The following is a 22260-nucleotide window of genomic DNA, read 5'->3' as shown; positions in this document are numbered from 1 at the left end:
CCTCCATCAAGGATACTGTAATCATCATAGTTCATCCTTGTGGGACAATTCAATCATTTGGTTGTAAAAAACAGGAAGGCGCAGCGGATCAGCCTTCCCTCGTTTTGACCTGGCGCGAGTGATTCGCCTGCTTTACCTGTTTGGAGCCGGGCAGCGGCTCGCCGGTCTGTTCCATGGGTTCGTAGGTGTTGTTGTACGTTTGGTGGGGATTTTCGTCGCGCACGCGATCCTTTTCCATGGTATCATCTCCTTCCCGTATAGCATGCCGGAAACGAAGGATGACGAACCATAGGAATTGCTGGTATTCTAGAAGGAAGCATGTCGGAGACAGCAAATGAATGACATAATAAGTATTATGTAACCTTTGGGTCGGAGCCGGACTGCCCGTCAGCCGGACGCACCTGTCCAGAGCCGGAAAGGAGACATGCCCATGCCGTATCTGATTGCGCCGGTCTTTAACTCGACGACGTCCAGACCGGTGCGCATTGATCTGCCCCAGTCGTTTGTGCTGTTGTCGGGAGAGGAAAAACTGTACAAGCTGGCCTCCCGTTTTCTTAAAAATCAAATGGACGAGAGCCGTCTGCTGTTTGACCGCAAAGTAGGGGTGGACAGCCTGTTTTTGTTCGCCGAGTACCCCGATTTGAAAGTAAGGCAGGATCAGGCCTGGATCGAAGAAATCGAACAAAAGCTGAACCTGGCGACGCTGGACGGCATCTGCTCCATCCCGTACGTCATCACGGCCCAGCCGCCGGTGTTCGGGATCACCTATCTGAAGCGTTCCATTGACGGGAAGAAGTTTCGCTTTGACGAGCGGACCGAGGAAATCTTTCTGTCCCTCATCTGGGACAAGCCGGCCCTGCCTCAGCTCGCCGTTCGCCGCTACGCCCTCTCCCTGGAGAAAAAGAGTCTGGAGGACCAACTGCTGGACTTGTGGATTGCGCTGGAGTCGCTGTTTGTGCCCGACGGCAAAAAGGGAGAGATCACGTACAAGCTGCGGCTGCGCATGGCCTATTACTTCGGGGAAACGTTTGCCGAACGGGAGCGGGTGGCCCAGTTTGTGAAACGGTCCTACAACCATCGCTCGGAGATCGTCCACAGCGGCAAGGTGCTGGGCAAAGAACTGGAAGACGATGTGAACCGCCTGCGTCAAATGGCGCGCGCGGTTATTCTGAACACGGCGATGGAGGGCATCACGCTGCAGGATCTGCGCCTGCGGCTGGACGAGCTGATCATGGCCGGAGAGAGTTACGCCAGCCGGTACAAGCCCGCCTTTTTTGAACAGGTACGAATGGAGTCGACAAACAGGAGGAAATCATGAGCGTTTTAATCGTAGAAAATGTGAGCCACGGCTTCGCCGAACGCACGCTGTTTCGCGACGTGTCGTTTCGGCTGCAGCCGGGAGAACGGGTGGGCCTGGTAGGCGCGAACGGAACGGGGAAGTCCACGATGATGGCCCTGCTGACCGGCCAATTGATTCCGGACGCCGGACGGATCGAGTGGATGCCTAAGGTCCGCTACGGGTACCTCGACCAGCATACCAAGCTGACACCGGGCAAGACCATTCGGGACGTGCTCAAGGAAGCCTTTTTGCCGCTGCTGCAGGAAGAGGCGGAACTGGTGGCGATCGGGGAGCGGATGGCGGAGGCTTCACCGGAGGAGCTGGAAGAGCTGCTGGAGCGCATGGGCGAGATTCAGGATCGGCTGGAGTCGAGCGGATTTTACCTGATTGACGCCAAAGTGGAGGAAATCGCCAACGCCCTGGGTTTGTCCGCGATTGGTCTGGATCGGGACGTCGCCGCTCTGTCCGGCGGTCAGCGGACCAAGGTGCTCCTGGCGAAGCTGCTCCTGGAACAGCCGACCGTGCTGCTTCTGGACGAGCCGACCAACTATCTGGACGATGAGCACATCACCTGGCTGAAAGGCTACCTGAAAGCGTATCCCTACGCGTTTATCCTGATCTCGCACGACACCGGGTTCATGAACGACGTCGTCAACGTGATTTACCACCTGGAGTTTGCGAAGCTCACCCGCTACACGGGCAACTACGAGTCGTTCCTCGCCCAGGCGGAGATGAAGCGCAGCCAGCACCTGGACGCCTACGAGAAGCAGCAGGAGGAAATTGCGAGGATGGAGGACTTCATCGCCCGCAACAAGGCGCGCGCCTCCACCTCCGGCCGGGCGAAGAGCAGGCAGAAGCAGTTGGACAGGATCGAGCGCATCGAGAAGCCGGAGACGGCGGCCAAGCCGACGTTTGTTTTCAAGGAAGCGCGGGCGAGCAGCCGCTTCGTCTTCACGGCGGAAGAACTGGAGATCGGCTACACCCGTCCGCTGCTGCCCAAGCTGACGGTCGCCCTGGAACGAGGGGAAAAGGTGGCGGTCGTCGGCATGAACGGGGTGGGGAAATCCACCCTGCTGAAAACGGTGCTCGGCCTGATCCCGCCGCTCGGGGGCAAACTGGAGCAGGGTGACTTCCTGCAGCCGGCCTACTTCGAGCAGGAAGTAAAGCCGAAGCCGGTCACCGCCTTGGACGAGGTGTGGAACGAGTTCCCTCATCTCAACAACCATGAAGTGCGGGGTGCTCTGGCCCGCTGCGGTTTGAAAAACGAGCACATCAACCGCCCCATGACGGCTCTCTCCGGGGGAGAACAGGCCAAGGTGCGGCTCTGCAAGCTGCTCCAGCGGGAAAGCAACTGGCTGGTCTTTGACGAGCCGACCAACCACCTCGATGTGGCGGCCAAGGACGAACTGAAACGCGCCTTGCAGGCCTTCAAGGGAACCGTGCTGCTGGTCTGCCACGAACCGGACTTTTACGAAGACTGGGTGACCCAGGTGTGGAACGTGGAAGAGTGGAGCCAGGCGCAGGCCAGGACCGCGATCAAACGGTAAGAAAGGCAAACAAACAGGCAGCCCGACGCTTTGGTGAGCGGGCTGCCTGTTTTTGATTGCGCGAGGCCGTCGGAGCCTACCGGGATGCATTGCGCATCCGGATCATCGAAAAGTGAAGCGAGGAGGCGAGCAGCGCATCGTGCAGCGGCCAAAGCAAGGGCATCAGTCTGAGCTCCACGTCTTCTGCGGTCAGGCGCTCGATCAGGTCGCCCATCGGCTCCACCTTCAGCGGTTCAATCGATTCGTGGGCGATGTAGTAGCCGGCTCCCCGTTCCCAACAAGTGAACGGCTCAGGCGGCAGGTGGTAGACGTAGAGCTTGGCCTGCCTGATCCGTCCGTACCAGCCGTTCTCGGTGGCGATCACCATTCGGGCCGTGGTGTGTCCGAGAAAACGGTCCGCGTCTTCGGACGTGGTCTCGGGGAGCCGGTAGAACGCAATGCGCGGACAGTCGCGCGGGAAGAAGTACATCGGCGCCCGCTCCCGGTCGATGGCCCAGACCGCCGGCGGCAGGGCGGGATGCGACGGATGGGGGCGGGGGTCAAACCGGGCAATGGTCGGATCCTCGCTGAAATGGTACAGCATGTTTCCCCTCCTTGGCGATATTCGTTAGTAGACGGCCCATGCATTGGGCAAATAGCGGCCGCGTTCGTACGGGCAGGAAGTCCTGGTGATGGCTTCCCCGTTGTACAGCATCATCGAACTGGAACCGCCGTCCATCGCCATCGCGTTGACGACGCCCCGAGATGCCAGGATTTCCGCCACGTCGTTCATGCTGGCGCCGATGGAGTGGCCGGGCTGCCGTCCGTCGATGACCAGGAACACGATGGTGCCGTCCGCTTTTTGACCGACGGCGGTGCGCGGTTGAATCCCCCAGCTTTTGGCGGGCTTGTCCGCAAACAGGTTTTTGCCGTTGACGATGAGCTGCGGCCGGAAACTCATCGCGTCCCGAACGCCCATGTTCACCAACTCCTGGGCGGAGTAATTGCCGGTCACCAGCCTGCCGTCATAGGTGATGCCTAGGGCCGTTTCCCCGCTCTTCGGGTTGTATCCCTGCAGGATCCTGCCGTCCTTGATCACCACGCCGTACGCTTTGGTTCCCCTGCCGTAGCCGTCCGGGTCGGAAAACCCGCTGGCGTTGACGATCCCAATGGCGTTGTACTTCTTGGCGAACTCGTCGAGGAGATCGCCCCGGTCCTTGCGCGTGGTGACGACCAGATGGACGCGGTTGGGATCGCTGATGTACATCAGTTTGCCTTTGAAGTAATAACTGCCGCGCGTTTCGTCGATCTCCTCGATCTCGATCAGGTCCCTCGGCTTTTCCGGCGCGGGGACGTCGACCGGCCGGGCGTCCGGCTGCTTCGCCGTGTCCGCTTCCGAGTTGATGACGACGGGATTGCGAATCTGTCTTTTCAGCTCTTCCAGTTTGTCGTCGGGCAAAAACGTGTACGGCGCCCAGTAGTCGTGCTGCGTCGTCAGCAGCGTACCGGCTGCCCATTCCCGCAGCTCTTCGCCCGTCTCCGTGCCGAAGAGAAAGAGGAAGCCGCCCAGGGCAAGGGTGGCAAACGTGAACGCGCAGGCAGCCGCCAACCGCCTGAACCAGCTCCACCGTCGGCTGCGCCGCTGCCTTCGTTTCTGCGTCAAGGTACGTGACAAGGTGGTCATAAGTGCTCTTCCCCACATCCATGTTTATATTTGTCGTATAAGTTTGACGATTGGACGGGAAAAAAGTTTCAGGGGACAGCGGGAACGTTCGCGGACAGACTATCTGCAGGAGGTGAGCCGCATGCGCGGATATGACAAGGAATTTCAAAAACAGGTGGAAGCGTACATGGATCATCCGCCCGGGACGCACAACCAGCACAGCGAGAAAGACCGGCACGACAAAATGGAAAAACGGGAAACCCGGCTCGATTCCAACAACCGCTGACGGCAGGCGGCGGCTTCCTGCCGGACGGATCAGATGGATGTACCGCTTGTTCGGGACCCGCGCGTTGAGGCATTCCTTTTGGCGGTTTCACTTGGCAGCCATTTGTGGTAAGCTTACCCATGATCATGTCTTGCCAGGAGGATTGTTGTGAGTACCACGTTTGCTGATTTCAAGCTGAGCGCACCGCTGTTGGAGGCGCTTGAAGAACGGAATATGAAGCGGCCCACGCCCGTGCAGCAGGATGCGATCCCCGTCGTCCAAAGCGGCCGAAACGCCCTGGTGGAATCGCCGACGGGAACGGGGAAAACGCTGGCCTACCTGCTGCCGCTGATCGACCGGGTGGAAGCGGACAGCAAGGAGCTGCAGGTGCTGGTTCTGGCTCCGACTCACGAATTGGTGATGCAGATTGCCAGAGAGGCGGAGCCGCTGCTCGCGAAAAAAGGGGCAGCCGTGGTGCCGATTATCGGCGGCGTCGACGTGAAGCGGCAGGTGGAGCGGCTGAAAAAGCGGCCGGCGCTGATTGCCGCCACACCGGGACGTCTGCTGGAGCTGATCGAGCAGCGGAAAGTAAAGGTGCACACCGTAAAGGCGGCGGTGGTGGACGAAGCCGACCGCCTTCTGGACGAAGGCTTTTTGCGGCCGGTTCAGGAAGTGTTAAAACGGACGTTGCGGGACACGCAGCGGCTGTTTTTCTCCGCGACCTTGCCGGAACGCGTGGTGCAGCTTGCCTCGGCGCTGGCTGCCGATCCGGTCGTGATCCGATCGGCGGCGCCGGAGAACGGGGCAGGTGTGGCGCACATGTACCTGGTCAGCGATCCCCGCAAAAAGGCGGACACGCTGCGCCGGCTGCTGCGTCTCGTCAACGCCCGCGCGTCGATCGTGTTTGTCAATCAGATCGACAAGGTGGAGGAGATCACCGCCAAGCTCGCGTATCACCACCTGCCGTGCCGTTTGCTGCACCGCGACGCCAGCAAGGAAGAGCGGGCCCACACCCTGCAGCAGTTCCGCGACGGTGCTTTTCCCGTCCTGATCACTACGGACGTGGCCGCTCGCGGCCTTGATATCCCGGGCGTGGAATGCATCGTTCATTACGATCCCGCTCCCGACGTCGATACCTACATCCATCGAAGCGGCCGCACCGGCCGGATGGGCCGGGCGGGTCTGGTCTTTTCCATTGTCACGCCGCAGGAATTGTTTATCGTCCGCAAGTTTGCCAAGCAGACCGGTTTGTCCATCGCGGAAAAAGCGATGTCGTACGGCGCGCTGGTCGATCCCGCCGATCTGCGCCGGCCGAAGAACGGCGGACGCGTACATAAGAAAGGACGCTTTGGAACAAAGTAGGAGAAGAATCACCCAACTGATGTCCACAGGAGGTTCCCATGCGCAACGATCGATTGGATGAAGAAGACCTGCTGGCAAACGGCCCCGTCGGCGGCGAGCGCCTCTCCAAAAGCGAGCGGCAAACGCTGCGCCGGGAAGCGGGGGAACTGAAACGGCAGATGGAAGCGGCCAACGAGGAGCCGATTCGGGAGTAAGCGAAAAGAGCAGGCGCAATCGGTGTACATCATCGATTGGACTGCTCTTTTTTCGCGTTCAGGTACGCATCCAGATCGGCGAGCCACTCCTCGACGCTGCCGTATGCCGGGTCGATCTGCAGCAGGCGGCGGATTATCCCCCGTATCTCCGGTGAGAGCGACAGCTCTTCTTCCCAACTGCGCTCCGGCTGGTTCTCGTCTGCTTCGTACCCGGAGTAAAGCAGAAACAGGAAAAAGTGGCCGAGGGCATACAGGTCGCTGGCCGGCTCCACCTGCCGCTTCAACTGTTTTTCCTCTGGATAGTCGCTCAGGTCATGGGCGATGTAGGTGGGCGGGTCTCCCCGGAACCGGGCCAGCCCGAAGTCGATCAGATGGGGCCTGCCTTCCTGCCAGATGACGTTGGGAATGCGGACGTCGCGGTGAATTACGTTCCGTTCGTGCAGATAGGCGACCAACTCACCCACCTGCCGCATCAACCGGGCCGCCTCCAACTCGCCGAGCGCGGCCCCCTCCTCGAACAGCAGGTCTTCCAGCGTCGGCCCGGCGATGTATGTCATCACCAGGAACGAATCGTTCCGGTGCCGAAACGACTCCAGCCAGCGCGGCATCTGCGGATGGGAGAGGGCGGCCAGCACCCGCTGTTCGTAGTGCTGCATCGCTTCCCCTTTGGGGGAGCGGCGCAGACTGGGCTTCACCTGTTTGAGCACCACAACCCGGCCGGACGGGATATGGACGGCCCGGTAGGCGATTCCGTAGCTGCCCATGCCCAGCACCTCTTCGATCCGGTAGCCGCCGACCAGAGCGCCGGGCTTGTACGGTCTGTCGCGCACGGCGCGGTTCCACCATGCGCATAGCTGTTTCCACATGAAGTGTCCCTCCTGTCTCCATGATACCATTTTCGGAAAAACGCCTGACCGTTTTTTCCGGCTTTGCTATAATCATGTCGTTCAGATATGGGACAGGGGCGAGGAACGGATGAATTTTGTCATCGATTGGCTGTCGTTTTTTTTGATCGAACAACCGGAAGGAGAGGGAAGCGCCAAACACGTCCGGATGAGCCGGTTCTTGTCCGGGGATGAATACCAGAAAAGCGAGCTGCGCCCCTTTTTGGACGGGGAGTTTGCCCGGATCGCCAAGCGCAAGGTGGAGCCGAACCCGAAGAGCGACGCCAGCCCGACCAAGCTGGGCCGGTTTGTGCTGGAGGAGGGGCATCCGCTGGAGTCCAACCCCAATTACGCGCTGCTGCAGCGGCTCTTGGCCGCGGAGACGCCGGGGGAGAGCAGGGAGCCTTGTCAGGAGCTGGTTCAGTCGTATCTGCGCACTTCCCAGGTGCGGGGCGGGGTTCTCCTGGTCGTCCGCACGCGGCTGGAACCGCTGGACGATCGGTACGTGTTCATTCTCAAATGCGACTTTGAACAGAAAACGGCCATCATCACCGACGAGCACAGCCTGATCGCCAACGTCAACATGGCGATCAGCGCGAAAAACATGAAGTCGCTGATGTACCCGCACATGGTCGAGCAGGGGATGAACGATCCGTACCACGTGAAGATCCATCAATTTTCCCACGCCCGGTACTTTGAAGAATTTATGCGTTTCATCGAATATCCGCAAACGCTGACCCAGCTCGTCTCCGAAGAAGTGCTGTCGCTGGCCCGCCAGCACATCGAATACGTCTACCCCGAGGCGACGGAAGAGCGGCTGCGGGCGGAAGAGGAGATCGAACTGATCGCCGCCAGCCCCAAGCGGGAGCTGGCCGAGAAATGGGAGCACGACACGGTGATGGAAGCTACACAGATCATCACCGAACGGCAGCCGGAAGCGGAGCTGAAATTCAAGCTGGACCACATGCAGGTGCGGGCGCTTTTGGCCGACTACGGGATCAACCTGCACATCGCCAAGGCAAACGGCCGGTACGTGGTGCTGCTGGAAGGAGACGCGCTGCAGTTTGAGCGGGGTGTCTCGCCGGTGGAATTTGCCAAGCCCAAGAGCCTGCACGAGATCGTAAGCGAGATCGAGGAACGCAGCCGTTCCTACGCGGCAGCTCCGACCGTCTCCGATCCGGACGACCGGCCGCCGTGGGAGTGAGAAACGACAAAAGAGGGGGAATCATCATGTCAAACACCGTGCGCCAATCGCTGAAGCGGCGGGTCGTGGAACTGATCGGCAGGGAACTGCCGGACGAGCTGTTCTGCGAAGCGGAGGAGGACGGCCTGCGGGTCAAACGGCGAGCGGACGGCACGCCCGTCGTGCCCGACATCCCGTTGGAACCGCTCTATCGCCACGTGGAGGAGAAGCCGGACGAGCGGCGGACGGCTCTTTACGCGTTTGTCTCCCGGGTGCTCGCCGCCGTTCGCGGGCAGACGGCGGACCGTTCCTTGGCGGGACGGGAAAGCCGGATTTATCCCGTGCTGCGGCATGCCTCGCTGCTTCGGGAGAGCCCCGACCGGTGGGTGTTTCGTCCGCATACGGAGGAGACGGCAATCCTGTACGCCTTAGACCACGGCGAGGGGTATACCCTGATTGAACGGGAGGCATTGGCGGAAGCGGGCTGGTCGGAGGAGATGCTGCACCGCCGCGCGATGGCCAATCTGGAGGGACTGCCCGTTCCCATCAAGACGGAGCAGGTGGGACCCAACCGCATTCATTTCATCAGTCCGCGCGACGGGTACGCCGCCAGCCGCGTGCTGCTCACATCCATGCTGGAGGAGATGGAACGCAGCAGGACAGGGGATGCCCTCGGCGTGGCTGTTCCCCATCAGGACGTGTTGATCGTGGCCGATCTGCACGGCGAGACCGGCGCCCAACTGCTGGCACGGCTCGCGCATGACTTCGCGTCCAAAGGGCCCGTGCCCATCTCTCCGCTTCCCTTTTTCTGGGAGCGGGGCGAATTGGTGCCGTTCCTGGTGGTGCAGCACGGTACCCAGCCCCGCGTCAGGCGGAAGAAAAACAGGCGTGACTAGGCGGCGGATGAACCGGCGGCCAGCATCAGCTCGAGAAAACGGCCCGTTTCGTGAATGAGCCAGTAGGGCCGGCGCGGTCCTCGTATGTACAGATCAGCCGCTGTCTGCAGCATGCGCTCCACCCTGCGCACGTCTCCCATCCGTCTGGCGCATTCTCCCATGACCATCCAGGGGTACAGGTCGCCCGTCTGAAAGCTGTCGTAGTGGGGAAAGGCGGCCGTGATGCGCTCGTACAGGCCATAGGCTGCATCGGGGCCGGCCAGTCCGTACACGATCGGAAACGCCTGGGAGGTCACGTCCGGGTACCACTTGCGCCAGGCGGGATAGGTGCGGTCGTACATCGCGTAGGCTGCCCGCGCCGGGCTGTACATCGCCGCGATTCCCCTGCGGCAGGCTTCCGCCCGGCATCTGGCTTCCCGCGACAACTCGTCGTCTCCCAATGCCGCGAACAGGGTGGCGGCATCTTCCAGTCCGACGGCCACTTCACAATTGTCCATCAAATATTTGACGCGATACGAATGCTTCGCCCAGGTCAGCCCGTCCTTTTGCTGCAGCCGCCCCACTGCCTGAACCAGTACGGCCAGCTCGTCCCGCCGCTGCCGCAGCCAGTCGGTGTCGCCGGTGAGCTGCAGCCACTCCACAAGCAGGCTGAACAGGGTGGCGTGGTAGCTGTCTTCGCTGTCGGCATTGCCGGTGTCCACCTCCCGCTCGCCGTCCAGCCGGTAGTCGTTGACGTAGCCGCGTTCGTTGACGTGGTGAAGATACCAATCCACGTGCTTTCGCACCGCCTCCCCTTCGCCCAGCCGGACCAGGGAGATGAGCGCCAGGTTGGTGAAGTACGGATTGATCTGGTCGCGCCTGGGCGCCAGCCGAAACGCGCCGCTGGGCAGTTGGCAGCTCAGCAGATAGGCCTTCTGGTTTTCCACCAATGCATTCACGCTTCCAACACCTCCACATCGGGTCACGTCAACGCCGTGATCCACTCCAATCCTTCCTCGACCAGGCGCAGCGAGCGCAGATACGCCTCGCTGTCCAGCGTCGGCAAGTCCTCCTCGTCTTCCAACGCCTCCTGCCACTTCTCGTCCCGGTACCAGTCCACGCCGTCAGCCGGGGCATGCTCCACATCCGGCCAGACGGCGCTCAGCGCAGGGCTGTACAGCTTGGGGCGGCCCGGCTGCAGGTCGGCGCCGTCGATGCGCGGCCGGTAGACGTTTTCCGCGGCTTCTCCGTGAGGTTTGGGCGAAAACAGGTGGGGCCAGTAATCGGAGCGCGATCCCGTATGCGGAATGCGCGCCGCCCACCTGACAATCGCTTCGTGCCGCCGGGCATCGGCGAAAAGGAGCCGGTACAGCGTCTTGCCCACGGAGATGCGCTGCCGGACGGAGGGAAAGTTGTGCACCGCGATGCCGACAACGCTGAGCCGCCGGTCGGCGGGATGGGCCTTGTAGGGAAGCAGCACCTGGTTGAGCGAGAGCACGGATTGCGCCAAAAACGCGAGATTGGCGAAAACCTGCTCCCGGGCAAACGGCTTGCGCACCACGCGCTGTTCGATGTACTGCTGTTCGTTGACGATCAGGGCGCGGGTCAGCCGTACGCTGTCCTGCTCCGCCAGAAACTCGCGCCACACCGGCTGCATGAAGCGGGAGACGCCGAGGCGGGGCAGGAGGGGGGTCAAATCCGTTCCGGTCCGCTTCATCTCCGCAAAGAGCAGCAGTTGGGCGTAGGCGTCGTGAAAAATCAGCCAGTTGCTTCGCTCCAAAAACCAGAAAAACGCGCGGATGTCCTGCTCGTCCATCAGGCGGGGGAGCCATTCGCCGCGAAGGTCGGTCATGCTCCAGCCGCCGTTGCGGGAGACCAGGTGGGCAAGCAGTGCCCAGTGCACTTCCGGGTGCTCGCGGTAAAATGCGAGGTAGGCGGCCGTGCGGCTCACGTTGTTGCGGTTGGCTGCCGCCGTCCGCCGACGGATGTCGGCGACCAGCGACATGTCGTGCGTGATGAGGGAAGACATGGCGTCGCGCTCCTTGTGCAGTGGTTTTCGGCTTGTGCGTGAAAAAAGCAGGTCTCTGGCGACCCGCTTCTCGCTTCATCCAATCATTTCCAGAACGAGAAGCCTCATCTGCAGCCTCTCCTGGGCTTCTTCCCACGTGTTTCCGCAAATGATGACCAGTTCCGATTGGTATTCCGCTTCTGCGACGAAGATGCCGTCTCGTTCGTAAATGCGCATGTTTGATCGTCCTTTCCTTGCTGCCTTTCAACCATTGTATGCTATGATGGGAGAGATGATGCATCCAAAACGGACAAGGCGGACAAGAAATGGAGGACCATGCATGCGAGTGACTTTGACGGATGCGGCCCGCTCCGTCCTCGCCGCGCTGGCCAACGAACGCCGGCAGGCGCTGCGAATCAACGGGGAACTGGTGGGAGGCTGCGGCATGACGGTGGAATACGGACTGTTTTGGGACGAACCGATGAGCGGCGATCGGGTGCTGGAGGAAGAGGGGATTACCCTGTTGGTGGACAAGGAAACCGAGACCTATGTCGGAGCGGAGGAACTGGTCATCGATTACCGGGAGCAACAGGGCTTTCGGCTGGTGACGCCGCAGGAGATCCTCGCCTACGGCCTGCAGGTCAAGGAGCGGTGGGGCTGACGCCGCCGCTCATTTGGGGAGAAATTGCAGGAGAAAGGCGAGCATGCCGGCCGCGATGAGCGGTCCGACCGGAACGCCGCGGAAAAAGGTGACGCCGATGATCGTGCCGAGCAAAATGCCGGTGACGACCAGCGGATTTTGCGTCATCAAGCCGGCCCCTTTCCCGCCCAGATAGGCGACAAAAATGCCGATCAGGACGGCGAGAACGGACTGCCAGTGGGTAAAGATGGAAAGAATCGTGTCGGGGCGGATCTTGCCGCTGGCCAGGGGCGAAAGCACCCCGATGGTTAACACGACAATGCCGATCTGCAGGCCGTACTGTTCCAAAAAGGGGAACGTCCGCTCCAGGTGGAGCAGGCGGATGAGCAGCAAAATCGCCACCGCGATGGAGACGGCCGGATTGTTGCCGATGATGCCCAGCGCCAGAAGCGCGAGCAGGACAAGATTGATGACATCCATATTGAGCCAGACTCACTTTCTTTTTTGCCCCTATTATATCCAAAGTGGGGGCAGCGTGTGGAAGATTTTTTCACAGACGAACACCGCGCGCCGGGCAGACCCGTTGAAGGAACGGGCTGCTCTTCTGAAACGGTGTGCAGTGAAAAAGCCGGCTGCAGAGAAGCGCCGGCTTTTTGGTGTTTGTACCAATGACAAGGACAACGGCCGCGATGTTCCCTCTGATGCCGCAGCCTACACCCACGGCTCCAGCATGCCGACGGGAAAGCCCGTAGGCTCCGGCGAACCGGGAAATTTGCCCCAGGCAAACACGCCGTTAAAGTATTCGATCGTAAACGGCTCGTCGTGGCCGAAGACCCGATAGGTACCGCCGATGCGGAACTCTCCGGTTCCGATGTAATACGATTTGGCCAGGAAAAATTTTTGCTGCAGGACGGCGTACTGCGACTCGTCACCGGCCTGCTTCTTTTCTTCTGCCGCGAGGCGCAGCCGTTCCATCTCTTCCTGCAGTTCGGCAAGGGTCATTTGACTGTACAAGCGCACGGTGGCCCCCTCCTTTCCATCCCTTCCATTGTAACAGGAAACAGGGGAATCGGCCATGCGGCAGCGGGGGTCCGACAGGGTGCGGCCAGGGGATGTCCGAAGCGCCACCAAGCGCAGTTGGCCGGGGCGCATAAAAAAACGGCACTCCCGCTGCAGGAGTGCCCAAGGGTTGGGGGCGATTGAGAAAAAAACCGATTGGCCGGGCGGAAGTCGTTTGCTCTCACTTCAAACGGCGCCGCCAAACGGTCAAGGTACGTCGCAGTAAGCATGACGAGATGGGTTCACGACCTATTCATGCGTACGGCGAGACATGCATGCCGAAAAAAGAATCGGAGCTTTTCTCAATGCGTTGAAAAAGTGCTTACAGGTACAGGATAGCAGAAAAAAGTAAACTCAAGATAAACAAAAAATAAAGTTATGTTAAAAGTGATGCAAAAACAGGCATCGCCTGCGATCAGCGCGCAAAGACGTGGTTGGCGATCCGCACCGTTTGCGGTCTCGTTCGAATCCACTCGGACGTCGCCGTTTTCGGATTGTAAAAGTAGAGGGACCCGCGGGATGGATCCATCCCGTTAACGGCGTCCCGGACGGCCTTGCGCGCCGTGTCGTTCGTCTTCTGCGAAAGATGGCCGTCTTTTACCGGTGAAAAGGCGTTGGGTGCAAAGATGACCTCCCGTACCGTGTTGGGAAATTGGGGCGATTCCACTCGATTCAACACGACCGCCGCGATGGCCACTTGGCCTTCGTAGGGTTCTCCCCGGCCTTCCGCGTAAACGAGCCGGGCCAGCAATTCCATCTCGCGCTCGGTCAGTCTGATGCGCCCGCCTCTGGCGGCCGTGCGCCGCTCGTCACGGCTCGCCCGGATGGCGGGGCGCCGATCCTGTTGTCGGGGTTCAAGGGTTTGGGGACCGTCCGCCGCCCGTGCCACAGGCCCCTGCTGTCGAGGCTCGTTCTGGGCGGGCACGGTTTTTTTCGCCTGCGGTGCCGTTGCGCTTGTCGGCGTCACCAGCAGGCACACCAGCAGCAACAGAAAGCTGCCGGAAAAGAAGAAAAAGCGCGTTCGCGCCTCTCGTTTCACCACGAAGACACCACTCCTTTTCGCTCTTTGCTTGCGGTCGCGGAAGCGAATCGGGGTCATTTGCAAGTCTATCGGTGAAACAGGAGCGGTTCAAGAGGGAATGGATTCCATGACCGCGTGACCGCGCAGCCGGACCGCCGCGCGCATGGGGTGAACACGAGCGGGCGGAACCGGAGCGGGGAGGGGTTCCGGTCAAGAGAAAACGGCGCCGATCGAGAGACTGGCACCGTTTTCTCCGCTTATTTTTCCTGAATGGTGATGGTTTTGATTTTGATCGGCTCGACCGGCATGCTCGCTTCGCCCGTAAGCGGGTTGTTTTTGACCTTGACGGCGGCGATTTTTTGCACGACGTCCATGCCGGCGACCACCTTGCCGAAGATGGTGAAGTTCGGGTAGTTTTTCAGGTTCTTCACATCATCGCCGGAACCGATGAAGAACTGGCTGCCGTTGGTGTTGGCACCGGCGTTGGCCATGGCGACGACGCCCGGTTCGTAGGTGTGGCCGTTGTTCAGCTCGTCTTCAAAGTTGTAGCCCGGGCCGCCGGTTCCGTTGCCCAGCGGATCGCCTGTCTGGATCATGAAATTCTTGATCACGCGGTGGAACGTCAAGCCGTCATAAAACTTGTCCTTTGCCAAAAAGACGAAATTGTTCACCGTTACGGGCGCGTCTTTGGCAAACAGCTCCACCGTGATGTCGCCCATCGTCGTGGAGATGATCGCCTGGTATTTCTTGTTTTTGTCAATCTGCATGGCCGGAGGTTTGGCGTACTTTTTCTCGCCCGTCGGCCCCGGCGGCTGCGCCGGTTCCTTCGATACTTCCTTGGCAGGCGGCTTCGGTTGAGGGGGCGCCGTTTCACTGCTTCCGCCGGAACATCCCGCAATCAATGCGGCTGCTGTCAGACATGCGAAGAGGGTGGTAAACAGTCGTTTCATGTTGTGCACCTTCCTTTCCTGCTAGTCCTGATAAGGGGACGCACAGGATTATAGCACAAACATACAGGAGAACGCCAATAGGGTGGTCGGAACGGCCAACCCGTGATAGAATGTTAGAAAAGTTGACGCTGGAGGGATTTCTGGTGGGCGAGCGCTTCGAGACGAGAACAGTACATATCGGCCACAAGCCGCTTCGGCAGGTGGCCAGCAAGTCTACCCCCATCTATCAAACGTCCGTGTTTGCCTTTTCCGGGCTGGAGGATGTGGAACGATACTACGCAGGGGAAGGAGAGTACCTGTACACCCGCAACGGCAACCCGAATCAAGCGGAACTGGCGCTGGCTGTTGCCCGGCTGGAACAGGCGGAGGCCGGCGTCAGCGCTGCGTCCGGCATGGGAGCGATCATGGCCGGCCTGCTCGCCGTATTGGGCCCGGGGGACCACGTGCTCGCCTCCCATGAACTGTACGGCGGAACCTATGCGCTTCTACACAAGGAACTGTCCCGGTTCGGGATCGAACTGGAGTGCGTTGACCTGCGCCGGAATGCTTCGCTTGCGCCCCATGTCCGGCCGCAGACAAAGCTCCTTTTCATGGAGACGATTACCAACCCGCTGCTGTCGGTGCCGGATATGCCGTACTGGATCGGCGAAGCAAAACAGTACGGCCTCGCCGTCATGGTGGACAACACGTTTGCCACCCCGTACCTGGTCCGGCCGATCCAACTGGGGGCCGATCTGGTGGTGCACAGCGCGACGAAGTACATCGGCGGCCACAGCGACGTCACGGCGGGCGTCCTGGTCGGCCGGCGGGACCTGGTCGGCAGGGCCTCGGAAATCGTGGTCAACTACGGCGCGTCTCTCAGCCCGTTTGAAGCGTGGCTGACCGCCCGCGGGCTGAAGACGTTGGCCCTGCGCATGGAGCGGCAGTGCGACAACGCGAGCGAAGTGGCCCGGTTTTTGCGGAACCATTCCGCCGTCAAGCGCACCTATTACCCGGACTCGGCTTCCACTTCGTTTTTTCACCGCGGCAAGCAAGGGGCGATGATCTCGTTCTGCCTGGCGGACGAAGAAAAGGTGTACGACTTCTTCCGCGCCCTCGACTGGATCAAGCTGGCCCCGTCCCTGGCGGGTGTGGAGACCAGCGTGTCCCATCCCGTCACCACCTCGCACCGCGCATTGACGGAGGAACAGCGGCGGGAAGCCGGGATTACCCAGGGGCTGATTCGCCTCTCCGTCGGCATTGAGGCGGTGGAGGACATCATCGCGGAACTGGACCGGGCGCTTCGGTCCTGAGACGACAGTCGCAGCCTTGCGTAACTCGAAAAATTTTTTTGCCAGTCTTGTGACTTTTTTCCGCCTCCATACGTAATACTTATTCGGAGTTAAAAAGCATCTGAATGAGGTCCGTTCACGGGAACGGCCGCTTTTGCAGATGCTTTTTCCGCATCCGCAAGCGCTGACCGGGAAGGGGGCGCTTGCTTTCACGTCAGAAAAGGGGAAGGCCTGCCCGCGTCGGGTGCGCTCGCGCCGTTCTCACAGCGGCGAGGGGCTGCCGGCGGATGCGGCGGGGTGGAGGAAATCACGATGGCAATGGCGATGAAGCGTTCGGCGCGCCCGTCGTCAGACTCTTCGGCTGAGTATTACGAATCCCGCGATTTTACCGAGTTGTACGACGAGTACTTCGACCGCGTCAACCGCTATTTGCGCTGCCGCGTGCAGAATCCGTGGGATGCCGACGATTTGACGACGACGGTGTTTTTAAAGGCGCTTGAAAAATTTGACCAATACAGCAGAACCAGTCCGTTTGCTTCCTGGATCTTCCGCATCGCCCACAACACGTACGTCGATTTCATGCGGAAAAACCGGGAGTTTCCGGTCGATCAGGACAATCTGCTCGGCGGCGAACCGGACGATACATGGCAGCCGGAACGGCAGGCGCTGACCAACGAAGAGATTCGCCTGCTCCGAGACCGGCTGGAGAAGTTGACGCAGGATCAGCGTGACGTCTTGACCCTGCGTTATTTTGCCGATCTGAAAATCAGCCAGGTGGCGGAAGTGCTGGGCAAAACGGAATCGAGCGTAAAAATGATCTCCTATCGCGCTTTGCATCAGCTACAGAAGATGTACGAAGGGGGAGAGGGCGAATGAGAGACGAGAAGCGCATCCCCACCGGCTGTTCCGAAGAGCATTCCGTAGCCCAACTGCTGGCCCATCTGCAGCAGCTTCGCCGGTCCGTGCCGGTGAACTACCACCTGAAAGCGGAGCTGAAAAAACAGCTTCTGCAGCGGATCAAGGAGCTGGACAAGGACCGGCAGCAAAGCCTGCTGGGACCGCGAACAGGCAAACTCCGCCGCGTCTGGAGCCTTACGGGCGGAGTCGTCCTGCTTGCGATCGCCGTCTGGTACGGCGTCTGGCCGCATGGTGTCTTGACGGTTCGGCAGCCGTCGCTGCTTGCCATGGAAGGAGCGGCCAACCCCGAGCGGGTCGATCTGGATGCCGGCGGTTCGCGGATCGCGTACGTGACGGACGGTTCGACCATCCGCACGTTTGATCTGGACGAGCCGGCAGCCAAAGCGGACGTGTCACTGCCGGTCGATCACGGCGATTTCACGTCACTGTCCTGGAGCAACCGGGCCGCCCGGCTGGCCGTGGTGGAGCAGCAGGGAGAGACGTCCCGGCTCTGGATCGTGGACGTGCCCGACGACAAACGGCCGGGCAGCAGCCGCTTGATCAAGGAGGAAGAGGGTGTTGCGTTTCACTCGCCCAGTTGGTCGCCCGCCGACGACAGCATCGTCTATACGCGCACAAGCGACGGCGTGGAGGAAATATGGGTAAGCAGCATCGTCTCCATGCGGGATTGGAAGGTGGCGGAAGGAAGTCAGCCGGAGTGGTCGCCCGACGGACGCCTGCTTGCCTTTACAAAACAGGGCAGCGTGTTCGTGATGGAAATGCGCTCCGGTCGGACCACCCTCGTTGGCAGAGGCGGCTGGCCGTCCTGGAACGGTGAGGCGAGCCTGACGTTCACCACGCCGGAAGGCACCCTTGCGGAAGCGGAAGTGGACGTACAGCCGCCCGTGCTGCGGGACATGCCGATCCGATCATGGGAGGGCGGACGTCTGGTGCGCGCCCACTGGTCAGCTGACCGCGAGCACCTGCTGCTTGTCCAGGCTGGCGACGAGACGGAGAACACGTTGGTCGTCTCACTGGCGTCACGATAACGAGCGGAGGAGAAAGAGATGAACAGGAGTTGGCTGCTCGTCTTCGCGGTCGCGTGGTTGGGTTTCGCCGCTCAGCCGGCTGCCGCCGAAGGCAGCGTGGAGATGAAGGTAAACATCCCGTTCGGCGGGGTGTTCAAGTACGATGCCTGGGTACGGCTGGAGGTGACGGTGCACACACGGGATCAGCCGTTTTCCGGTTTGGTTGAGCTGTCCAGGGACAAGGCGCCTCGGCAGATCCGGCATGCCACGCTTCTGCAGGAAGTGAAGCTGGCGGCAGGCGAAAGCCGGACGATCGCCTTTGACATGCCGGCGGAAATGTTTCTGGAAGAATGGCGGCTTTGGCTGACCCAGGGCGAAAAGGTGGTCGCGTCGGAGAAGCTGCGGCTGCCTTATCCGAAAGACGGACGAATCATTGGCGTGCTGGATTCCGGCAGCGGCGCTTTTCATGTATTGACAATGACGCAGCGGCAGATGAACGGCGGCCACGTCCTCGTACAAAACCTGACGGCCGAGATGCTGCCGGACGAGTCCTGGCTGTACCGCAACCTGGATATTCTCGCGCTGAGGGGCGAACAGGTGAAGAAGCTGCGGGATCGGCAGGTAGAAGCGATTACAGACTGGATCAAGAGCGGCGGAGTCGTCATTCTGTCCGCGGGACCCGGTCAGGAGGAAGCGGTCCGGCGGTTTGCCGATATTTTGTCGGTCGAGCCCAAAAGCGGACGCGTCGATCCGAAGCAGGCGCTTTCCGGCTATACGGCGGCGAAGACGCTGCCCGCCGGAAGCATCCCCGTTTTTAACAACACGCTGCCGCTGTTCGTCGCCCGAGAGGCGGGCGAAGGGCTGCTGCTGTTTGTCAACTATGACGTGACGGCGGAACCGCTCGCGTCCTGGCAGCACGGCGCCGAGCTGTGGCAAAACGTCCTGAGCCGGCACGGCGTGCAGGATGTGCTCGAACACGGACGGCGCATCGACCAGTTCAACCGCCCCTTGCTGGAGCTGAGCCGCTACATTCCGGACGTGCATCCGCCCGCCCCCGTCTGGATCGCCGTTCTGTGGGTGCTGTACGTGGCGGCGGTGGCACCCGGCACCTATTTGATTCTGAAGCGGTTGGACCGGCGGCAGTGGGCGTGGGGCGTCATTCCGGGAATGGCGGTGCTGCTGATGGTCGGGGTCTTTTTCATCGGCAAGCCGATGGTCGTACGGGAAAACAGCAGCCACGCCGTCACCCGAGTGCGCATTCTCGATGGGCAGCTCGCCGAGGTGGAGACCGCGTCCACGTTTCTTGCGGTCAGCGGAGATCATTTCAAGGCGGAGGTCCAGCCGGGGATGGTCGCCCTGCCGCTTGCCTACAACGGAAACAATTACGAACCGGACGGGTTGACGTCGGAAAGGGGGGCGGACGCGGGATATTCCCTGGAGTTTCAGGGCGTGCCGTATCTGACGCCGCGGCAGGCGGTCGGATTCGGACTGATGCGCGAAGCGGGCGAGTTTGAGGCCAGCCTTCACGTGCAGAAAGACAGGCTGCGGGGGACGGTGACCAACAACACGGCGTTCCCGCTGGAGACGGCCTATGTTGAAGTGGGACCGCAGCGGATTCCACTCGGCAGCATGCGGCCGGGAGAAACGAAGCGGGTCGATGCCAAACTGGAGCCGCTCTACCTGCCCAGCCGAAACGCCTACGATGAAACGGAAACTTCCGTGGAAGAGCGTATCCGTCGACTGCAGGACGACGTGCTGTCGTTCGAGGGCGGTGATCGGGTGCGGATCCTGGGCGTCAACCGCCAGCCCCTCCCGCTCATCACCTTTCAGCAGGAGCATCGTTCCCGCTGCTGGAACGTGATCAGCCAAACGGTGCGGCTTCAGCCGGATCAGCGAGGCGTGATCACCTATCCGTACGGCCTGCTGGGCGTGGACATGCACGAGTCGACCGGGGAATTGGAGTCGAAATCGCCCTACCTGTGGGAATTGGCGAAAGGCAGCGTTACGTTTTCGCTGAAGCTCGGTCAGGCGCGGAACCACGCGGAGCGACTCATCGTACCGCTCGACCACAGTTCGTTCCGCCCGTTCCAGAAAGCGATTTTCCACCAGAAGAGCGGACAGTGGAAGCCGCTGCCAAGAGACAAGCGATTGGTCCTGGAAGCGGACTTGAGCGAGTACCTGACGCCCGACGGCACCGTCCTGCTCCGCTTCTCCCACCCAGGCGTACAGCGTCTCTCGCTGCCGATGCCGTTCTTCCAGGTAGAAGGGAGGGAACCTGTCCGCCATGATTGAAACGGTCCATCTGAGCAAGCAATACGGCAGCCTGTGGGCGCTTAGCGACCTCAACCTGCGGATTGAGCAGGGAAAGGTGTTCGGCTTCATCGGTCCCAACGGCGCGGGAAAGTCGACGACCATGCTGATTTTGGCCACCTTGCTGGAGCCGACGGAGGGACAGGCGTTTGTCTGCGGCTACGACGTGATGAAGGAGCCTGCGGCCGTCCGTCAGTCGATCGGGTACATGCCCGATTTTTTCGGCGTCTATGACAACCTGACGGCGCGGGAGTACCTGGACTTTTACGCCGGAGCCTACAAGATTCCGGCGTCCAAACGGACCGCGCTGATCGCCGATCTGCTGGAACTGGTCAACCTGTCCAACAAGGCGGATGCCTACGTCGATTCGCTTTCCCGGGGCATGCAGCAGCGCCTGGGACTGGCGCGGTGCCTGGTTCACGATCCCGAGGTGCTGATTTTGGACGAGCCCGCTTCCGGACTCGACCCGCGCGCCCGCATCGAGCTGCGGGAAATCCTGAAACAGCTCCGTGCGATGGGCAAGACGATCCTGATCAGCTCCCACATCCTGCCGGAGCTGGCGGAGCTGTGCGACGAGATCGGCGTGATCGAGCAGGGCAGGCTGATCGCCTGCGGAGCGTTGGATGACGTGAGCGTCCGGGCCCGCGGCATTACGCTGATGCTGGTACGGACACTGACCAACCGCCATCAGGCGGGACGCGTGCTGTCACAGAGCCCCTTGGTAAAGGATCTGGAGGAGCAGGAAGATGGATTTCGCTTCCGGTTCGTCGGGGGCGAAGCGGAAAAGGCGGGATTGCTGCAGGAGCTGGTGGACGCGGGAGCAGCCGTCACGTACTTTGGCGAGTCCAGCGAAAACCTGGAAGCAGTCTTTTTGGCCATCACGGAAGGAGTGGGGGGCTGATGAGGGACTTTCTGTCCAATCCAATCCTTGTCAAGGAACTGCGGGAACGGTTCCGCACGAAGCGGACCGTGTGGATTCTCGCGCTGTTTCTGCTGATCATGGGAGGCATCCCGCTCGGCTTTCTGCTTATCAACCCGCTCAGAGCGGGAACGCTGGGGGAAAACAGCGAATTGTTCCTCATCTCGGCGGCGATCCATTACGCCATGATCTGCTTTGTCGCACCCGCACTGACGGCGGGCGCCATCAGCGGCGAGAGGGAGCGGCAGACGCTCAACATTCTGCTCACCACCCAACTGTCGCCCCGCACGATCGTCTGGAGCAAGCTGGTCACGTCGCTTGCCTTTACCAGCCTGCTGCTGGCCGCGTCCATGCCCCTGTACAGCCTGGTCATGCTGTACGGAAGCGTGTCGCCGGAACAGGTGGTGAAGCTGGTCCTGTTTTTCGCGGTCAACATCCTTTTCCTGGGGTCGCTCGGCTTGTTCTGTTCCACCTGGATCAAGCGAACCGCCGTCAGCACGATCACCGCTTACGGCATCGCCTTTTGCTTTGTCGTCGGGACCGGCCTGCTGTTTTTTTTCCTTGGCGAGATCCTGCCGCAGGTCGATCCGGATCGGTATTCCCATCTGGTGGTGTGGAATCTTCCGGAACTGCAGATTCTGGCCGGTCTCAACCCGGTGATCGTGCTCTTCGCCATCCTCGACGAATCGCTGATGCCGTCGGTGGAGTTTGCCTTTACCCCCTGGCTGTTTTTTGCCTGCTGTTACCTGGCGTTGAGCGTGCTTTTCGTGCTGTGGAGCGGATATCTGCTGCGGCCGGTGCGGCGCAGGTGGTGGAGTTGGAAGAAGCACCCGGTTCGTGTACAATAGGAAGGTGTGTATAAGGGG

The 22260-nt window shown here is 60.8% G+C and carries 25 protein-coding genes; 14 read left to right on the top strand and 11 right to left on the bottom strand.

The window, feature by feature from the left end; translation table 11 throughout:
* Positions 1 to 88 precede the first annotated feature (88 nt).
* Positions 89 to 238: a small acid-soluble spore protein P gene (locus tag FOI68_RS14535; RefSeq protein WP_029099077.1), complete on the bottom strand. Its 150-nt coding sequence runs from the start codon at positions 236 to 238 to the stop codon at positions 89 to 91.
* A 192-nt stretch (positions 239 to 430) separates the two neighbouring features.
* Here FOI68_RS14535 and FOI68_RS14530 point away from each other — a divergent pair, with 192 nt between their 5' ends.
* Both FOI68_RS14530 and FOI68_RS14525 read left to right on the top strand, forming a co-directional pair.
* The gene (locus tag FOI68_RS14530) at positions 431 to 1318 is read left to right on the top strand and encodes a HEPN domain-containing protein (RefSeq protein ID WP_143863588.1); all 888 of its coding nucleotides are present in this window, start codon (positions 431 to 433) and stop codon (positions 1316 to 1318) included.
* On the top strand, positions 1315 to 2886 hold the full coding sequence (locus FOI68_RS14525; RefSeq protein WP_143863587.1) for an ABC-F family ATP-binding cassette domain-containing protein: 1572 nt from the start codon (positions 1315 to 1317) through the stop codon (positions 2884 to 2886). Before FOI68_RS14530 ends, FOI68_RS14525 begins: the two co-directional genes overlap by 4 nt.
* A 76-nt stretch (positions 2887 to 2962) precedes the next feature.
* Here the strand turns inward: FOI68_RS14525 and FOI68_RS14520 are convergent, their stop codons facing one another.
* Together FOI68_RS14520 and FOI68_RS14515 are read right to left on the bottom strand one after the other, a co-directional pair.
* On the bottom strand, positions 2963 to 3469 hold the full coding sequence (locus FOI68_RS14520) for a DUF6886 family protein (RefSeq protein WP_143863586.1): 507 nt from the start codon (positions 3467 to 3469) through the stop codon (positions 2963 to 2965).
* 24 nt (positions 3470 to 3493) lie between these two features.
* Positions 3494 to 4549, bottom strand: coding sequence for a phosphodiester glycosidase family protein (locus FOI68_RS14515; protein WP_044898257.1), 1056 nt, complete (start codon positions 4547 to 4549; stop codon positions 3494 to 3496).
* A gap of 121 nt (positions 4550 to 4670) precedes the next feature.
* On the opposite strand from FOI68_RS14515, the gene FOI68_RS23535 reads away from it, so the two are divergent.
* From FOI68_RS23535 to FOI68_RS23530, 3 genes are all read left to right on the top strand, one after another.
* A complete protein-coding gene (locus FOI68_RS23535) occupies positions 4671 to 4814 on the top strand; it encodes a hypothetical protein (RefSeq protein ID WP_162836725.1) in 144 nt (47 codons plus the stop codon).
* A 147-nt stretch (positions 4815 to 4961) separates the two neighbouring features.
* The gene (locus FOI68_RS14510) at positions 4962 to 6155 is read left to right on the top strand and encodes a DEAD/DEAH box helicase (protein ID WP_143863585.1); all 1194 of its coding nucleotides are present in this window, start codon (positions 4962 to 4964) and stop codon (positions 6153 to 6155) included.
* 38 nt (positions 6156 to 6193) lie between these two features.
* Positions 6194 to 6349 (top strand): hypothetical protein, encoded by a 156-nt coding sequence (locus tag FOI68_RS23530; RefSeq protein ID WP_185973957.1) that lies wholly within the window; start codon positions 6194 to 6196, stop codon positions 6347 to 6349.
* A 29-nt stretch (positions 6350 to 6378) separates the two neighbouring features.
* Here FOI68_RS23530 and FOI68_RS14505 read toward each other — a convergent pair whose 3' ends face one another.
* Positions 6379 to 7215, bottom strand: a complete 837-nt coding sequence (locus tag FOI68_RS14505) for a serine/threonine protein kinase (RefSeq protein WP_143863584.1) — start codon at positions 7213 to 7215, stop codon at positions 6379 to 6381.
* Positions 7216 to 7324: 109 nt separating this feature from the next.
* Here FOI68_RS14505 and FOI68_RS14500 point away from each other — a divergent pair, with 109 nt between their 5' ends.
* Together FOI68_RS14500 and FOI68_RS14495 are read left to right on the top strand one after the other, a co-directional pair.
* The gene (locus tag FOI68_RS14500) at positions 7325 to 8437 is read left to right on the top strand and encodes a DUF3900 domain-containing protein (RefSeq protein ID WP_029099083.1); all 1113 of its coding nucleotides are present in this window, start codon (positions 7325 to 7327) and stop codon (positions 8435 to 8437) included.
* 26 nt (positions 8438 to 8463) lie between these two features.
* Positions 8464 to 9312, top strand: a complete 849-nt coding sequence (locus FOI68_RS14495; RefSeq protein ID WP_143863583.1) for a DUF1444 family protein — start codon at positions 8464 to 8466, stop codon at positions 9310 to 9312.
* Here the strand turns inward: FOI68_RS14495 and FOI68_RS14490 are convergent.
* From FOI68_RS14490 to FOI68_RS23525, 3 genes are all read right to left on the bottom strand, one after another.
* Positions 9309 to 10250 carry a hypothetical protein gene (locus FOI68_RS14490; RefSeq protein ID WP_185973956.1) on the bottom strand — a complete coding sequence of 314 codons (942 nt, stop codon included), beginning with the start codon at positions 10248 to 10250 and terminating at the stop codon, positions 9309 to 9311. The two genes, FOI68_RS14495 and FOI68_RS14490, sit on opposite strands and share 4 nt — an antisense overlap.
* Positions 10251 to 10273: 23 nt before the next feature.
* Positions 10274 to 11320, bottom strand: a complete 1047-nt coding sequence (locus FOI68_RS14485) for a DUF2515 family protein (protein WP_044898261.1) — start codon at positions 11318 to 11320, stop codon at positions 10274 to 10276.
* A 75-nt stretch (positions 11321 to 11395) separates the two neighbouring features.
* On the bottom strand, positions 11396 to 11536 hold the full coding sequence (locus tag FOI68_RS23525) for a hypothetical protein (protein WP_162836727.1): 141 nt from the start codon (positions 11534 to 11536) through the stop codon (positions 11396 to 11398).
* A 103-nt stretch (positions 11537 to 11639) separates the two neighbouring features.
* Here FOI68_RS23525 and FOI68_RS14480 point away from each other — a divergent pair, with 103 nt between their 5' ends.
* Positions 11640 to 11960 (top strand): iron-sulfur cluster biosynthesis family protein, encoded by a 321-nt coding sequence (locus tag FOI68_RS14480; protein WP_143863582.1) that lies wholly within the window; start codon positions 11640 to 11642, stop codon positions 11958 to 11960.
* Between the two features lie 9 nt (positions 11961 to 11969).
* On the opposite strand, the gene FOI68_RS14475 is transcribed toward FOI68_RS14480, so the two are convergent.
* The 4 genes from FOI68_RS14475 to FOI68_RS14460 all read right to left on the bottom strand — a co-directional run bounded on the left by FOI68_RS14475 (position 11970) and on the right by FOI68_RS14460 (position 14969).
* Positions 11970 to 12419 (bottom strand): DUF441 domain-containing protein, encoded by a 450-nt coding sequence (locus tag FOI68_RS14475; RefSeq protein WP_035297457.1) that lies wholly within the window; start codon positions 12417 to 12419, stop codon positions 11970 to 11972.
* Positions 12420 to 12650: 231 nt separating this feature from the next.
* Complete coding sequence (locus FOI68_RS14470) at positions 12651 to 12959, bottom strand: YfhH family protein (protein ID WP_029099088.1); 309 nt, start codon at positions 12957 to 12959, stop codon at positions 12651 to 12653.
* A gap of 454 nt (positions 12960 to 13413) precedes the next feature.
* Complete coding sequence (locus FOI68_RS14465; RefSeq protein ID WP_143863581.1) at positions 13414 to 14040, bottom strand: cell wall hydrolase; 627 nt, start codon at positions 14038 to 14040, stop codon at positions 13414 to 13416.
* Between the two features lie 236 nt (positions 14041 to 14276).
* Complete coding sequence (locus FOI68_RS14460; RefSeq protein WP_029099090.1) at positions 14277 to 14969, bottom strand: peptidylprolyl isomerase; 693 nt, start codon at positions 14967 to 14969, stop codon at positions 14277 to 14279.
* A 143-nt stretch (positions 14970 to 15112) separates the two neighbouring features.
* On the opposite strand from FOI68_RS14460, the gene FOI68_RS14455 reads away from it, so the two are divergent.
* The 6 genes from FOI68_RS14455 (at position 15113) to FOI68_RS14430 (ending at position 22242) form a co-directional block, all read left to right on the top strand.
* A complete protein-coding gene (locus FOI68_RS14455; RefSeq protein ID WP_255433488.1) occupies positions 15113 to 16261 on the top strand; it encodes a trans-sulfuration enzyme family protein in 1149 nt (382 codons plus the stop codon).
* 291 nt (positions 16262 to 16552) lie between these two features.
* Positions 16553 to 17116: an RNA polymerase sigma factor gene (locus tag FOI68_RS14450; protein WP_029099092.1), complete on the top strand. Its 564-nt coding sequence runs from the start codon at positions 16553 to 16555 to the stop codon at positions 17114 to 17116.
* Entirely contained in the window at positions 17113 to 18186 is a 1074-nt protein-coding gene (locus FOI68_RS14445) for a PD40 domain-containing protein (RefSeq protein ID WP_143863579.1), read from the top strand. The genes FOI68_RS14450 and FOI68_RS14445 overlap by 4 nt, the downstream gene beginning before the upstream one ends.
* Positions 18187 to 18204: 18 nt before the next feature.
* Positions 18205 to 20457, top strand: a complete 2253-nt coding sequence (locus FOI68_RS14440; protein WP_143863578.1) for a hypothetical protein — start codon at positions 18205 to 18207, stop codon at positions 20455 to 20457.
* The gene (locus FOI68_RS14435; RefSeq protein ID WP_143863577.1) at positions 20450 to 21376 is read left to right on the top strand and encodes an ABC transporter ATP-binding protein; all 927 of its coding nucleotides are present in this window, start codon (positions 20450 to 20452) and stop codon (positions 21374 to 21376) included. The genes FOI68_RS14440 and FOI68_RS14435 overlap by 8 nt, the downstream gene beginning before the upstream one ends.
* Entirely contained in the window at positions 21376 to 22242 is an 867-nt protein-coding gene (locus tag FOI68_RS14430) for an ABC transporter permease (RefSeq protein ID WP_143863576.1), read from the top strand. Before FOI68_RS14435 ends, FOI68_RS14430 begins: the two co-directional genes overlap by 1 nt.
* Positions 22243 to 22260: the final 18 nt, after the last annotated feature.

The organism is Brevibacillus sp. LEMMJ03 (assembly GCF_007197875.1).
Lineage (GTDB): Bacteria > Bacillota > Bacilli > Brevibacillales > Brevibacillaceae > Brevibacillus > Brevibacillus thermoruber.
This window is presented reverse-complemented; position numbering and strand designations above follow the sequence as displayed.